At 63.8% G+C, this 14,163-nt stretch carries 17 protein-coding genes; 3 read left to right on the top strand and 14 right to left on the bottom strand.

Annotated features, from left to right (window positions below; all coding sequences use genetic code 11):
• Positions 1-2: 2 nt before the first annotated feature.
• The 5 genes from pqqD to ACI3KW_RS13890 all read right to left on the bottom strand — a co-directional run bounded on the left by pqqD (position 3) and on the right by ACI3KW_RS13890 (position 3,246).
• Positions 3-326: a pyrroloquinoline quinone biosynthesis peptide chaperone PqqD gene (gene pqqD / locus ACI3KW_RS13910; protein WP_404848572.1), complete on the bottom strand. Its 324-nt coding sequence runs from the start codon at positions 324-326 to the stop codon at positions 3-5.
• Positions 323-1,078 carry a pyrroloquinoline-quinone synthase PqqC gene (pqqC, locus tag ACI3KW_RS13905; RefSeq protein WP_404848629.1) on the bottom strand — a complete coding sequence of 252 codons (756 nt, stop codon included), beginning with the start codon at positions 1,076-1,078 and terminating at the stop codon, positions 323-325. The genes pqqD and pqqC overlap by 4 nt, the downstream gene beginning before the upstream one ends.
• Before the next feature lie 5 nt (positions 1,079-1,083).
• Complete coding sequence (gene pqqB, locus ACI3KW_RS13900) at positions 1,084-1,977, bottom strand: pyrroloquinoline quinone biosynthesis protein PqqB (protein ID WP_404848571.1); 894 nt, start codon at positions 1,975-1,977, stop codon at positions 1,084-1,086.
• A gap of 26 nt (positions 1,978-2,003) precedes the next feature.
• Positions 2,004-2,084: a pyrroloquinoline quinone precursor peptide PqqA gene (gene pqqA, locus ACI3KW_RS13895; RefSeq protein WP_113121237.1), complete on the bottom strand. Its 81-nt coding sequence runs from the start codon at positions 2,082-2,084 to the stop codon at positions 2,004-2,006.
• A 112-nt stretch (positions 2,085-2,196) separates the two neighbouring features.
• Positions 2,197-3,246: a LysR family transcriptional regulator gene (locus tag ACI3KW_RS13890; protein ID WP_404848570.1), complete on the bottom strand. Its 1,050-nt coding sequence runs from the start codon at positions 3,244-3,246 to the stop codon at positions 2,197-2,199.
• Positions 3,247-3,433: 187 nt separating this feature from the next.
• Here ACI3KW_RS13890 and ACI3KW_RS13885 point away from each other — a divergent pair, with 187 nt between their 5' ends.
• From ACI3KW_RS13885 to ACI3KW_RS13875, 3 genes are read left to right on the top strand one after another with little or no spacing between them, the layout of a single operon-like run.
• On the top strand, positions 3,434-4,174 hold the full coding sequence (locus ACI3KW_RS13885; protein ID WP_404848569.1) for a GntR family transcriptional regulator: 741 nt from the start codon (positions 3,434-3,436) through the stop codon (positions 4,172-4,174).
• A complete protein-coding gene (locus ACI3KW_RS13880; RefSeq protein ID WP_404848568.1) occupies positions 4,174-5,406 on the top strand; it encodes an NAD(P)/FAD-dependent oxidoreductase in 1,233 nt (410 codons plus the stop codon). The genes ACI3KW_RS13885 and ACI3KW_RS13880 overlap by 1 nt, the downstream gene beginning before the upstream one ends.
• Before the next feature lie 6 nt (positions 5,407-5,412).
• Entirely contained in the window at positions 5,413-6,417 is a 1,005-nt protein-coding gene (locus ACI3KW_RS13875) for a 4-hydroxyproline epimerase (protein ID WP_404848567.1), read from the top strand.
• A gap of 225 nt (positions 6,418-6,642) precedes the next feature.
• On the opposite strand, the gene ACI3KW_RS13870 is transcribed toward ACI3KW_RS13875, so the two are convergent.
• The 9 genes from ACI3KW_RS13870 to ACI3KW_RS13830 form a co-directional block, all read right to left on the bottom strand.
• The gene (locus ACI3KW_RS13870) at positions 6,643-7,557 is read right to left on the bottom strand and encodes a dihydrodipicolinate synthase family protein (protein ID WP_404848566.1); all 915 of its coding nucleotides are present in this window, start codon (positions 7,555-7,557) and stop codon (positions 6,643-6,645) included.
• Between the two features lie 197 nt (positions 7,558-7,754).
• Positions 7,755-8,723 (bottom strand): TonB family protein, encoded by a 969-nt coding sequence (locus tag ACI3KW_RS13865; protein ID WP_404848565.1) that lies wholly within the window; start codon positions 8,721-8,723, stop codon positions 7,755-7,757.
• 1 nt (position 8,724) lies between these two features.
• Entirely contained in the window at positions 8,725-9,159 is a 435-nt protein-coding gene (locus tag ACI3KW_RS13860) for an ExbD/TolR family protein (protein WP_404848564.1), read from the bottom strand.
• The gene (gene tolQ, locus ACI3KW_RS13855; RefSeq protein ID WP_404848563.1) at positions 9,159-9,854 is read right to left on the bottom strand and encodes a protein TolQ; all 696 of its coding nucleotides are present in this window, start codon (positions 9,852-9,854) and stop codon (positions 9,159-9,161) included. Before tolQ ends, ACI3KW_RS13860 begins: the two co-directional genes overlap by 1 nt.
• An 11-nt stretch (positions 9,855-9,865) precedes the next feature.
• Positions 9,866-10,297: a hypothetical protein gene (locus tag ACI3KW_RS13850; protein ID WP_404848562.1), complete on the bottom strand. Its 432-nt coding sequence runs from the start codon at positions 10,295-10,297 to the stop codon at positions 9,866-9,868.
• A complete protein-coding gene (locus ACI3KW_RS13845) occupies positions 10,297-11,121 on the bottom strand; it encodes a heme ABC transporter ATP-binding protein (RefSeq protein ID WP_404848561.1) in 825 nt (274 codons plus the stop codon). The genes ACI3KW_RS13850 and ACI3KW_RS13845 overlap by 1 nt, the downstream gene beginning before the upstream one ends.
• Before the next feature lie 4 nt (positions 11,122-11,125).
• Positions 11,126-12,208, bottom strand: coding sequence for a FecCD family ABC transporter permease (locus tag ACI3KW_RS13840; protein WP_404848560.1), 1,083 nt, complete (start codon positions 12,206-12,208; stop codon positions 11,126-11,128).
• An 18-nt stretch (positions 12,209-12,226) separates the two neighbouring features.
• Entirely contained in the window at positions 12,227-13,096 is an 870-nt protein-coding gene (locus ACI3KW_RS13835; protein ID WP_404848559.1) for a hemin ABC transporter substrate-binding protein, read from the bottom strand.
• Positions 13,097-13,104: 8 nt separating this feature from the next.
• Positions 13,105-14,160, bottom strand: coding sequence for a hemin-degrading factor (locus tag ACI3KW_RS13830; protein WP_404848558.1), 1,056 nt, complete (start codon positions 14,158-14,160; stop codon positions 13,105-13,107).
• Positions 14,161-14,163 lie beyond the last annotated feature (3 nt).

Genomic DNA, 14,163 nt, shown 5'->3' with positions numbered 1-14,163 from the left:
GCTCATGGCTTTACCGCCTCGACCAGAAAGCCCGAATCCGCCAGATCCTGCAGCATGGCGATGATGTCGCTGGCGATCTCCTCGCGCGGCGCGGTGTAGATATCAGCCAGATGATCGGTGATCGCGGCGACACTACGCTGCCCATCGCAAAGCTTGAGCACTTCGACGGCAATCTCGTCAGGCGCCATCACCCGCTCGGGCACCAGCAGCACCCAGCGCTGGCGAACCTCATCGAGCCGCAATTTGGTGCCGCGCGCCAGGGTGGGCACGCTGGCTTCGGTGACGCTCATGCGGCGGCGGGCGGCCGGGGCGACAATCCCGCTCATGATGCTGCCGGCACGAAAGCGCCGGGCGGCACATGCCCCTCGACATAGGCGTGATAGAGCGCGTCGAGCTGCACCCAGAGCACATTGGTCTTGAAGATCAGCGCATTGCACACCGCCTGCCGCTCGGCCGGAGTCTTGGCATTGGCCTTGACGTAATCGAGCGCAAAATTGGCGTCGCGCGGGGCCTGTTCCAGCCGGCGCTTGAAATAGGTCATCACGCCCGGATTGATGAAGTCATAGTGCTCCAGCATGCCCGAAATCCGCTCTTCATGCAGGTTGGGCGCGAAGAGTTCGGTGAGTGACGAGGCGATGGCTTCGAGCGGACTACGGTCCCGAACGAAGTGGACATAGGCGTCCACCGCAAAGCGCGTCGCCGGCAGAATGCCCTCGGCGGCTTCGACATAATCATTGTCGAGCCCCAGGCCCGAGGTCAGTTGCAGCCAGCGCCCGATACCGCCTTCGCTCCCCACATCGCCATCGTGATCCTCGATGCGGTGGCGCCATTCAATACGGGTCGCCCGGTCGCGGAAGCGCGAGATGACGACGGCGTCCTTCAGCGGGATCGAGCTTTGATAATAATAGCGGTTGAGCGCCCAGGCCTGCACCTGGCCCTTGTTGAGCTTGCCGCCATGCAGCAGGTGATGGAAGGGATGCAGATTGTGGTAGCGGGTGGCGCCAATGGCGCGCAGCTGCGCTTCCAGATCCTCGGCACTATTGAGCACCGCGTCGGACGCGACCGAAAAAGCTGTCATTGCTGTCAAAGCGTCATCTCCATCCCATCGGCAGGAATGATCCATCCTGCTTGTTCTGCTTGCAGCCGCTCGGGCGCATCGCGCCGCCAGGCCGGGTTCGAATTGTTGATATGCAGGAACACCTTGCGCCCGATCCCCAGATCAGCGAGCGCTGGCATGGCCACATCCATGGCGATATGGCCCATGCGCTGGCCGGTTTTTTGGCCCAGGCCCAGGGCGATCAATTCATCATCGCGCCACAGCGTGCCGTCGAAAAACACGAGATCGGCCCCCGCCAGTCTGTCGGCCGCTTCGGGCGTGACAGCCGCGCAGGCGGCGAGGAAAACCAGAACCTTGCCATTGCGCGTGATGCGCAGGCCCAGCGTGTCACCTTCGTCATTTTCGGCAACGCCTTCGAGATAAAGCGTGGTTTTGCCGGGCGCGATGAAGGGTTCAATCAGCAGCCCGGACCCGGAGCCATCGGGCAGCGTGGGCTCGAACGCCACGCTGGTTTCGATGGCAATGCGCGTCACCTTCTCCGGATTGAGCGCGTTGAAAATGCTGTTGGCCCGCAAAATCTCCTGCACGCGCTGATGCGCGTAAAGTGTAAAGGGCGAGCCTTCGCGCAGCGAGAGTAGGCCTGTGACGGCGTCGACCTCGCCATTGGTGAGGATCACCCCGGCAATCGGGCTGTGCCTGAGCGCACGCGGATGCAGCACCGGCGTATCCACGATCTGCTGGCGCAGATCGGGCGACGCATTGATCAAAAACCAATGTTCGCCATCCCCACTAATGGCGATCGAAGCCTGGCTCGCGCGCAAGCCCGGCTCGCGTCGTGCTGTAAGGCAATTGTCGCACCCACAATTCCATTGCGGCAGGCCCCCGCCTGCCGCGGAGCCCAGAATGACTATTTTGATCATTGTCTTCGCCCGCGGCAGGCCAGTTCCTACTTGCGCGTGGCGCAAGCGTACATGTTGATTTCCATGCTGACGGGAACTTCAACGATGGTTGGTTTTTTCCAGGCCATTTCAGGTCTCCTCACAATGCGGCGGGATTGCCGCTGGCGGTGAGGGTGACGGCTGAGCGGCCCGGGCGCACTCTATGGCCGCGATAGCTTTTGCCTATAGTGCTGGTAGCGCCTAGAAATCGTCTTCCGTATCCACCGCCAGAAATGGCGGCGTCGGCAAGATCCCCGGCAAGACATAAGCAGCCGAAGTCTGCTGCAGCAGGTCGAGCAGGCTCGCATAGGGCTCGGCGCGACGATATTGCGAAGGTACCAGAGCCACGATGCGGCGCGGCGGCGCTTTGACGCGATAGAGCTTGACCCCGCCCGGCGGCCCATTGCCGGCAATGGTGGCAAGCGCTGGCGCCAGACACACGCCGGACCCGGCCCGCACCAGGCCAATGGCTGTTTCAAAACTGCGGCATTGCGCAACAACGCGATGCTGCGGCAGCAGCCGATCATACCAATCGGCCACCCGGTTGGCCTGCTGACTGCCAAAGGTGAACTGGATGGATTGGTTGAGCAGACCCAATTGCTCCGCCGGCAATTCACCCTGCGGGTCGGCGATGCCATCGAGCGTCAGCGCCTCGGGCACCACCAGCATATAGGGATCTTCGATCAGCGGGATTTGCACGAAACCGACACCCGCCTGCGCCACCGAATTGGCCGCCAGCAGACCGATATTGACCCGCCGCCCATAGAGCAGTTCCAGAATATCGGCGGGGGCGCTTTCCTGAATGTCGAAATCAACCTCGGGAAACTGGGTCTGCATGCTGCCGATGGCCGCCGGCAGCAACACGCGCAGCACCGAATTGATCCCCGCCAGCCGCAGCGTCAGCCGCTTGCCGCCGCTGAATTGACCCAGCCCATCTTCCAACTCGCGCATATTGCGCAGCACCTGCTCGGCCTTGGGCAGCAGATAAGCGCCCGCCTCGGTCAGTTCCATTTCATTGGAACGGCGATGAAACAGCAGCGTGCCGACATTGGCTTCCAGCTTGCTCAATTGCTGGGATAATGACGGCTGCGCCAGCCCCAATTGCTTGGCGGCCTTGGTCAGCGTTTCCGAACGAGCGACAGCCCAGAAGATGCGCAATTGATGCAGCGTGACCTCGCCGGCCTTCTGGCGTGCGGCAGATTTGGCGCTGCCGGCGCGCTTGATCTTTGCGCCCGCTCGTTCATCATCCATCGCCGCCGCCCTTGCCATTTTCGCGCGGCTAGAGCTAAGGCGAAGCGGCCAGCAGTGCAAAGACCATATTGTCGACAAACTGAATACGATATAGCATCAGACCCAATAAGCGGCCCTTGAATCCGCGCCGGCCGGCTGACAAGCTATCGGCCTGATCGGGTACCAAGCCTATGGAGCAGCACTGAACATGGCCACGGCCAAGACCCAGAAAACCAAGCCGGCGGCCGAAGCCCCCGCCAATGGCCGCGTGCGCGGGCAGGGCGCCCAGACCGTTTATGAGCGGCTACGCCAATCCATCCTCGAACTGGAACTCGAACCGGGCAGCCCGCTCGACGAATCAAGCCTATCCGAACAATTCGAAATGTCGCGCACCCCGATCCGCGAGGCGCTGGTGCGCCTGTCGGGCGAAGGGCTGGTGACCACGCTCCCCAATCGCAACACGGTGGTCTCAACCATCGATTTCGTCCGCCTGCCGCTTTATTTCGAAGCCCTCACACTGATGTATCGCGTCACCACGCGCTCAGCGGCGGTGCATCACCGGCCCGAGCATCTGCTGGCCATTCGCGGCTTTGAAGGCGCCTATTCGGAGGCAGTGGCGCGACGCGATGCACTGGGCATGATCCAGGCCAATCGCGATTTTCACATGGCCATCGCCGAAGCCGGCGGCAACATCTACTTCACCAATCTGTTCGGGCGCTTGCTCGATGAGGGCCGACGCATCCTGCGGCTCTATTATTCCTCGTTCGACGACAAGCTGCCGCGCCAATATGTCGACGAACACGGCGCCATGGTTGCCGCCATCGAAGCGGGCGACGCGGACCTCGCCGATCGGTTGGGTGCCGAGCATGCCGCCCAGATCGTGCGGCAGATCCAGAGCTATATCGGCCGCGACACCGCCGCCCATATTAGCCTCTCGGACGCCCGCTAATGGCCCGTATTGCCATTGCCGGCGCTGGCATTATCGGCGCCGCCATTGCCACCTGGCTGATCGATCAGGGCCATGACGTGACGGTCTTCGAGCCCGAGCCCGATGGCCTGCCCACCTCGTCAGGCAATGCCTCGCTGATCGCCCTGCCCGAAATCGCCCCGATCGCCAGCCCCGGCATTCTGTCGGCCGTGCCGGGCTGGCTGCTCGATCCGCTGGGACCACTGACCCTGCGCTGGACCGACGTGCCGGCGCTGCTGCCCTGGCTTTTGGCATTCCTCGCCTCGGCCACCCCGGCCCGTGGCGCCAAGGCCCGTGAGGCGCTAACCCTGCTGATGACAACGGCTTTGGCCGACCACGAAGAGCTGGGCCGCAAGGCCGGCCTCACCGGCCATTTGCGGCAGACCGGCTACGTTTCGGTGCATGACAGCGAAAAAAGCGTCGCCTCCGCTCTGCATGAAGCCCGCGTCGTCAAGGCCGCATTGGGCTATGATTTCGAACGCATCACCCCCGAGCGTGCGCGCCAATTGGTGCCGCAACTGGAGGGCAATTTTGCCGGTGCCGTCTATCAGCCCAGCTATTGGACGGCCTCCAATCCCCTGACCATTTTGCGCCATTATCAGGCCTTCGTCAGTGGCCGCGCCAAGCTCGTGCCGGCCAAGGTGACACGGCTGGTACAGGGCGATAACGGCATCACCGTCACCACAGCAACCGGCAAAGAAACCTTCGACAAGGTGGTGGTCGCCGCCGGGGTGTGGTCGCGCGATCTGGTGCGCGGGCTGGGCGCCAAAGTACTGCTCGAAAACGAGCGCGGCTATAACACCACTTTCACCGATCTCGATTGGAACCTGCCCATGCCGGTGGGTTTTGCCGATCACGGCTTTATCGCTTCGCCACTGGTCGATGGCCTGCGCGTGGGCGGCGCGGTGGAATTGGCCAAGCCCGACACCGCCCCCAATTTCGCCCGCGCCAAGGCCATGCGCACCAAGATGCGGCGCTATGTGCCCGCCTTGCCCGAGGGCGGCAAGGAATGGATGGGCCGCCGCCCCTCGACGCCCGATTCCCTGCCCGTCATCAGCCGCCATCCCGGCGACGACCGCATCGTCTATGCCTTCGGCCACGGCCATCTGGGCCTGACCCTGAGCGCCGTCACCGCGCGGCTGGTCGCTAGCCTTATTGCCGACGCACCACCCGACCCGGCGCTCGCCCCTTTCAGCATTACCCGCTTCCAATAGGCCATCATGAGCAAGAAGAGCTTTTTCTGTATCGACGCCCACACAGCCGGCAATCCGGTCCGCGTCGTGGCGGGGGGCGGCCCCGACCTCAAGGGCGATACGATGAACGCCCGGCGCGAGCATTTTCTGGCCGAATATGACTGGATCCGCACCGGCCTGATGTTCGAGCCGCGCGGCCATGACGTGATGAGCGGCTCGATCCTTTACCCGGCTTTGCGCGACGATGTGGACGGCTCGATCCTCTTCATCGAAACCTCGGGCTGCCTGCCCATGTGCGGCCATGGCACGATCGGCACGGTCACGGTGATGATCGAAGAGGGGCTGGTCACGCCCAAGACCCCGGGCAAGCTCAGGCTTGAAGTGCCGGCCGGCATTATCGAGGCCGAATACACCATGGACAATGCGGGCCATGTGATCGACGTGCGCATCACCAATGTGCCCTCATTCCTCTATGCGACCGGGCTCGAAATCGACCTGCCGGGCCTCGGGCCGCTCAAGTTCGACGTCGCCTATGGCGGCAATTTCTACGCTATATTCGAGCCGCAGCCCGGCTTCACCGATATGAACCAGCTCTCGGCCTTCGATATCCAGCAGCTTTCGCCCGTCGCCCGCCGGCTGATCAACGAGAAATATACCTTCCAGCACCCCGAATTCCCCACCATCAATGGCCTGCGCCATGTGATGTGGACCGGCGCCCCGGTGAACCCCAAGGCCGATGCCCGCAATGCGGTATTCTACGGTGAAAAAGCCATCGACCGCTCGCCCTGCGGCACCGGCACCTCGGCCCGTCTGGCCCAGAAAGCCGCGCGCGGCGAGCTCAAGGTGGGCGAGAGCTTCGTGCATGAATCGATCATCGGCAGCCTGTTTGTCGGCCGGGTCGAATCCGCCACCAAGGTCGGCCCCTACGACGCCATCGTGCCCTCGATCGCCGGCCAGGCCTGGATCACCGGCTACAACACCATCTTCCTCGACGACCGCGATCCGTTCGTGAAGGGGTTTACCGTCAACTGAGGGATACCCTCCCCCCCGCGGGAAGGGTTCATTCGGGGGATTTCGTCATTTTCGCGACTCCCTCCACTCATCGTCATCACCCGGCTTGTCCGGGTGATCCATCTTTCAGCACATGCGGCGACAATGGATTGCCCGAACGAGCCGGGCAATGACGACAGAAGGGCGAGCTTGGGAGAACGCGGAGAAGTCCTCAAGTGAGCACTGCCCCGCATCGCGCGCTCCCGATCAGAACCCGTACTTCGACAAATCCGGCCGCGTCTTGAGCCCCTGCTCGACCACCGCACGGATAGCCTTTTCCTCGTCCCCAACCAGCTCCAACCGCGGCTGGCGCACCACGGGCGAGGTCCCGCGCACGATGGCTTCGCATAGCTTGATGTTCTGGACGAATTTGGGGCCGATATCGAGATGCAGCAGCGGCAGGAACCAGCGGTAGATTTCCATGGCCTCCTTGATGCGATCCTGCTGCACGAGTTTGTAAATGGCCACGGTCTCCTTGGGGAAGGCAACGACCAGGCCCGCAATCCAGCCATGGCAACCCAGCACCAGGCTCTCCAGCGCCAGATCGTCCACGCCGGTCAGCAGCTGATAGCGATCGCCCAATGCATTGATGGTCTCGTTGATGCGGCGCGTGTCGCCGGTCGATTCCTTGATGGCGACGAATTTGGGCTCGTCGGCCATCTCCTTGAGCATCTCGGCGGTGATGTTGATGCCGTAAGCCAGGGGATTGTTGTAGACGATAATCGGCAAGTTCGAGGCCGCAGCGATCGCCCGATAGTGGAACACCACTTCGCGGTCATCGGCCAGGTAGCGCATGGCCGGCAGTACCATCAGCCCCTCGACACCGATCTTTTCGGCTTCAGCGGCAAGCGCCGCGCCGACGCTGGTGGAATCCTCGGCAATGGTCAGCAACACCGGCACGCGGCCGGCAGCCGCTTCGATGGCGGCCTTGGCGATGGCGAGCTTTTCGACGACCGTCAGGCTCGAGGCTTCGCCGAGCGAGCCGCAGACCACTATGGCATCGACGCCACCCTCGATCTGAAACACCACGTCAGCTTTGACGCCCTCGAGATCGACCTGCTGGTCCGCCGTCATCTTGGTGGTGATCGCGGGCAATACACCGCGGAAATCACTCTTTTGCATGCCTAATTCCTCTTTGTCGCAATGCGTCGCTGCAATCAGATTTAGAGTTTTGTATTTAGTTTGTCGACAAGAAAAAACTACAAAGAAATATCGACCCTAAATCAAGGAGATTGCCTGGAACATGCACACCCTCACGTGTCATTCCTGCGCAGGCGGGAACCTCCGTTTTCTTGCTAGAAATGCCGGCGAGAATCCCGCTAGCCGCGCGTGAAATCCACCGGAACGCCCAGCGTCTCGCTGCCGCCGCTCGGCGGGGGCGGAAAGGGGGCGGCCCGCGTGACTGCATCGACAGCCGCCTGATCGAGCGCCGGATTACCGGAGGACTGCACCAGACTCACGCCCGCCAGCCCACCGCCGGCCGAGATGGTGAACCGCACTAGGGCCGTTCCCGTCGCCCCGCCGGCAGACCGCGGATAACGCTTGGCATTGTTGAGACGCCGCTGCACCTGGCGCTGCCACGATGCCGCTTCAGCCGCACCGCCACTCCCCTGGCTCTGCTGGCCCGCGGCAGCCCGTGCCGCGGCGCTATCGGCATTGCTCTGCCCACTATTGCCGGCCGGCGGCGGTGGCCGCGGGGCTTCGCGCGAGGCCTGCTGCGTCGGCTGTTGCTGTGGCCGCGGCCGCTGCGTGGGCGCGCTGGGCCGCTCAAAACTCAGCGTGCGGGGCACCGGAGCGGCGTTCAACTCGCTCTCCTCGACCGGCTCGAGCGATTCGGTCGCCACTGGCGCAACCGTGTCGACGGGTTCAGGGCTGGTGACCGGCGTCGCCAGCACAGCCATGTCCGTCGTCTCAGCAACCGGCTCGACAGGTTCGGCTGTGGCGGTCTCGACCGGTGGCGGCTCGTCCTGTTCTAGCGGCTCGACTGTCTCGGGCGGCACCGCCTGCTCGACCGGCACTTCGGCGACCTGCGTTTCGGGCTCCACCGGTTCGAGCGTTTCGCTCGGCGTCACCGGCACGACCTCCCCACCCGACGAGCGCAAATTCTCCGAGCTGCCCTCCTCAAGGGTCGAGGTTTCATTGCTCGAAACCGAGGTGACCGAAATAATGTCCACCGTCACGGCCCCCGGCGGCGGCGCATCCTCGGGCTGCGGCCAGGCGAAGCCAACAAAGGCCATGCCGAAAATGCCGGCATGCACCAAGACCGAACCGGGCAGGGCATAGCGCATATCAGGGGGTCCGCGCCGGCACGGTGACAAGGCCGATGCGGCTATAGCCGGCGCCCGACAATTCGCCCATCACTTCCATGATGGCGCCATAGGCCGCCGTCGTATCGCCGCGCACGTAAAGGCGCTCATCGGTGCCCTCGACAGCCAGCGCTGCGACGCTTGCCACCAGCGTGTCCAGCGTCACCGGCTCGCCCTCGATGGACAACGCGCCATCGGGCTCGACCGTCACGGTGATCGGCTTGGTCTGGAGCGGCATGGCCTGCGCCCGCGTTTCAGGTAGATCGATCGGCACGCCCATGGTCATCAAGGGCGCCGCGACCATGAAGACGATCAGCAGCACCAGCATCACATCCACCATGGGGGTGATGTTGATCTCGCTGATCGGGGCCCTGCCCCGGCCGCGCTTGCCTTTGTTATTACCCAGCGCCATGCCCATCAGAGCGACTTTCCGGCATCGAGCTGGCGCGACATCAGCGCCACCAGCCGATTGGCAAAGCCCTCGAGCCGCGCGATCAGCTTGCCCGCATCGGCGCTGAGCTTGTTATAGGCAATAACGGCGGGGATAGCAGCGAGGAGGCCCAGCGCCGTAGCCAGCAGCGCCTCGGCAATCCCCGGCGCCACCACCGCAAGACTGGTATTTTCCGCCGCAGCAATGGCGGTAAAGGCATTCATGATGCCCCAGACCGTGCCGAACAGCCCCACGAATGGTCCTGCGCTGCCGATGGTAGCAAGAAAGCCCAGCCGCTTTTCCAGATCGGCGCTCTGCTCGCTCACGGCCAGGTCAAGCGCGATTTCGAGCCGGCTCTGCAGGCCCACCGCGTTGTCGGCCTGCACGGCATGGCTCTTGTCCCATTCTTCCATGGCGGCAAGAAACACGGCCGATAGCCCGTGCTGGCCGGCGCCAGCGTAATCGGCCCGCAGCTCGGCCAGCGGCCGGCCGGAGGCAAACGCCTTGTCGAACGCCGCCATTTCGCTCTTGGCTTTGCCATAGGCGGCCAGCCGATTGGCAATGATCGCCCACACCCAGACCGAGGCAATGACCAGCCCGATCATCACCGATTTGACCACCCAGTCCGCCTGCATGAACAGGGCGAACATGGAAAAATCATGCGCTTGCGCTGCTACGTCCATCGGCTCCGTCCTCAAACGCCAAAGGCAATGTCGGGCCGCGTCGTGGTGACGAGCCCATCAAGGCACGCCGTCGCCGCAATGCCCGTGCCTTCGCAGGCGGTGACATCGTTGATCAGCAGGCGCCCGATGCCCTCGCAGCTGAGGTTCTTGAGTTCGAACTGCAGCACCTTGGTCTTGCCCTCGGCCAGTGCCTTGAAATCGAGCGTCACGATGCGGTCGATGGCGCCATCGCTGGTAAAGAACGCCACTTCCACTGCAGCCCGCTCGAGTTGCCCACCCAGCGTGTTGGTGGCGAGGAATGTCACCCGGCAGCCGTTCTCGGCGGGCTGAAGCGCGTTGAGTTCGACTGCCAGAGATGGCGCGGCGGCGGGGGCGGCCTCTTGCGCCAGCACGGGGGCGCTGAGAGCGAGTAGGCTGAACAGAAGGGCAGGAATTTTAGACATCAGGCAACCTTGCTTTGTGGTGCCGCGGCGACGAAACGCTGCGCCGACTGCGGCAAGACGAAGGGAATATTGCCGGCAGGCAGCGCGCCCACCCGCATCGGACAATCGAAAACCTCGGCGATCAGGCCATCGGTCAGCACCTCGGCGGGCGTCCCGGCGCCGGCCACCGCGCCATTGCGGATCGCCACGATCTGGTCGGCATACATGGCCGCCAGATTCAGATCATGCAGGATGGCGATAACGCCCCCTCCCGCCGCCGCGAACTGGCGCGCCACATCCATGATCATCAACTGGTGCTTGATATCCAGACTCGATACCGGCTCGTCGAGAAACAGGAACCGCGGCACCCCATCGAGCACCGGTTCCCACACCTGGCAGATCACCCGCGCCAATTGCACGCGCTGCTGCTCCCCGCCCGACAATTCGCCATAGAACCGCCCACCGAAACCGCCGAGATCCACCCGCGCCAGCGCCTCGTCCGGCAACCGCCGCAGCGCCGCGAGCGACACGCCCGGCCGGCCGGCAGTGAGCCCCAAAGCCACCACTTCACGCACCGTGAACGGAAACGGCAATGTGCTCGATTGCGGCAGCACCGCCCGCAAAGTGGCGGCCGTACCCAGATCCATGCTGGCCACATCGCGGCCATTGATGCTTATGCTGCCGCTGAACGCATAGTCCCGGCACAGCGCCTTCATCAGCGTGGATTTGCCCGAGCCATTGGGGCCGATAATGGCAGTCACCTGCCCCGGATAGGCAGAAAAGCTGACGCCATCGAGAATGCGCCGCTGGCCGATTTCAACCGCGATATTGTCGACATGGATCATGGCATCACCAGGCAAAGACCGCGCGTTTGCGCAGCAATATCCAGAGGAAGAATGGCCCACCCACCGCAGCGGTCACGATGCCGATCGGCAGTTCCGCCGGCGCGACGATCAGCCGGCTGACGGCATCGGCCATCAGCAGGAAGGAAGCGCCCAATAGCGCCGAAGCCGGCAGCAGGTAGCGATGGTCAGGCCCGATCACCAGCCGCAACAGATGCGGCACGACAATGCCGACAAATCCAATGCCGCCGCTGACCGCCACCGACGCCCCGGTCGCTGCCGCCACCGCGACAATGACCACCCGCTTGAACCGCTGTACGGGAATCCCCAGATGCCCGGCCGTCGCCTCGCCCAAGGTCAGCGCATTGAGCCCCTTGCCCAGAAACGCCGCCACAGCCAGCGCCACAACGATGATCGGCCCGGATGCCATGATCTTGGTCCAATTGGCGCCCGACAGCGAGCCCATGCCCCAGAAGGTCAGGTCCCGCAATTGCGCGTCATTGGCCACATAAACCAGCACACCCGTGACCGCCCCGGCCAGCGCCCCCAGCGCAATGCCGGCCAGCAGCATGGTTGCAATCGCCGTCTGCCCGCTGCGCGTCGCCACGCGATAAAGAATGAACGTGGTGATGAGCCCGCCGATAAACGAGGCGATCTGCAGCGCATAAATCCCCAGCAACGCCGTCAGCGGCGCCAGCAGGGTGGTACCCAACACGATAATGCCCACCGCGCCCAGCCCCGCCCCGGCCGACACGCCCACCAGCCCCGGATCGGCCAGCGGATTGCGGAACAGGCCCTGCATCAGAAGGCCCGACACCGCCAAAGCCGCCCCGATCAGCACGCCCAGGATCATACGCGGCAGGCGGATATTGTAGATCACCGCATAGTCGCGCACCGCCTGCACGTCGCTTTCGGGCACCAGCCCAAACCAGCCCCCGATAATGGTAGAGGCTGAGGCGCCGGACGCCCCGGTGGTCATCGAAATGGCCATGGTCACCACCAGCAGCAGCACCAAAGCGATTACCACCACGCGGCCAAGCCCGCTGCGGTCTCCCTCGGCACGCTCGGCAATGGCACCATGGATGGACATGACCTGGCTCATTCCCGCCTACTCGCCGTACAGCGCGTCGACGAGGTCGGAAACCGCTTCGGCCGTGCGCGGACCGAAGCCCAGCAGATAGGCGCCGTCCAGCCGGATAATGGCGTGATTGCGCCCCGCCTCGGTCAGCGCGATCGCCGGATTGCCGATCAGATCGGCATTGCTGGCGCTATGGTCCCCACCGCGATCCATCATCAGGATCACATCGGGCGCGGCCTCGATAATGGCTTCCTCGGTCAGCGCCTTGTAGCCGGAATATTCGTCGATCGCATTGACCGCGCCGGCCAGTGCGATAATGCCATCGGCCGCCGTGCCGGTGCCCGAAGCCTGGATCTTGCCGCCCTCGGCCGACAGCACGAACAGCACCCGCTTGCGGGTGGTGATATCAGCGGTGCGCTGCTCGACGGCCTTGAGCGCCGTATCGAGTTCGCTGGCCAGGGCCTCGGCCTTGTCCGGCACACCCAGCGCCTGCCCCACCGCCCGCACCTTGGTGAGGATACCGTCATGGCTGAAGCTTTCCGGCACGGTCTGGTATTCCACCCCGGCATGGGACAGCACCTCAAGCGCCTCGGGCGGACCGCTGCCCTCGATCACCAGCAACGCGCTGGGGCTGACCGAGAGCACGCCTTCGGGCGCCAATTGGCGCATATAGCCTACGTCGGGCAGCGCCGCCGCCGCTTCCGGATAGGTCGCCGTCTGGTCGCGGGCGATCAGCTTGCCCTCCTCGCCCAGCGCATAGATGATTTCCGTCAGCGAACCGCCGATCGACACCAGCCGCGAACTATCGGCGAATGGATGCAGCTCCTGCGCAGCGGCCGGCAGCGAGGCCAGCGCGACAATCGCGCCGGCAGCCAGGAAACGCTTGAAAGACAAAGTCATGACTGATCTCACGCAGCGTGGGTTTGGGCAAACAGCGGCAGCGATTCGACAATCGTCCGCCAGGCGGCCCGCTCGTCAAAACCTTCCTGACGCTTGCCGAAGAACTGGATGATCAGCTCGCGCTGCGCGTCATAGACTTCCACCGACGTCACATGGCCATCGGCAGTCGGCTTGCGCACCGCCCATACGGCGGCAACCTGGTCGAGGCGCAGATGCAGGTGGAACGTGTCGTCCATCACGTTGAGCCAGGGGCCCATGGTCTTGATGGTCTTGACCGGCCCGGCATGAATCTGGATGCAGCCGTGATTGCCGACAAAAGCCATCAGCGGCAATTCGCTCGCGGCGGATTCCTCAAACAGCTTGGCGACAGCCGCATGATCGAGCTGGAAGGCATAATCCTCGCCCACCATTTCGAGCGCATCGAGCCGGGGCAGATTGAGTGCCTTGATCATGCCGAAGAACTGGTGCGTGTCCGTCATCGCCGCCCAGCGCTCGCGCAGTTCGGCGATGCCGGCGGCTTCGCCCAGGGGCTCCGGCGCCTCGGCTTCGCTCACTGTGATCCCTTCGGACTGGTCCGCATGACGCAGATTGGCGATCAGCAGGTCCCAGGCTTCGAAATTGGTCGAGGGTCGCGCATGCACCTTGTGGACGGCCACGCCCTGCTGGTCGAAAAACTGCAGCGAACGGCGCACCGCGCCCTCCTCGCCCGCCTTTTCGACCGCAAAGCCAAAGGCCCAGCGCGAGGGGAAAATGCGCAGGTCAATCTGCTCGCCCAGCACCATCGAAGCGCGCGGACCGATCACCACCTTTTCGTAAGGCCCGATCTTTTCATGCACCGCGCTTTCATTGCGGGTCAGCGCCATCACCTCCCCGCAGGCTCGCAACCCGTTGAGCAGCAGATCGAGATCGACCTGCAGCCGCACGGCACTGCGGCCGACTTCGGCGGCAACCAGCTCGCCCTCGGAAATACCGTGGATACGGGCGAAATCACGCTCCCGCATTTCGGGGTGGCGCGCCCGCAATTCGCGGATCTGGGCAGGAGTCTTGGCAGTTTTCTCGGTCATGGC

The sequence above is a fragment of the Devosia sp. ZW T5_3 genome, from assembly GCF_044987315.1.
Classification (GTDB): Bacteria; Pseudomonadota; Alphaproteobacteria; order Rhizobiales; family Devosiaceae; genus Devosia.
Note: the sequence above shows the minus strand (reverse complement) of the source record. Positions and strands in the feature narration are given on the sequence as shown.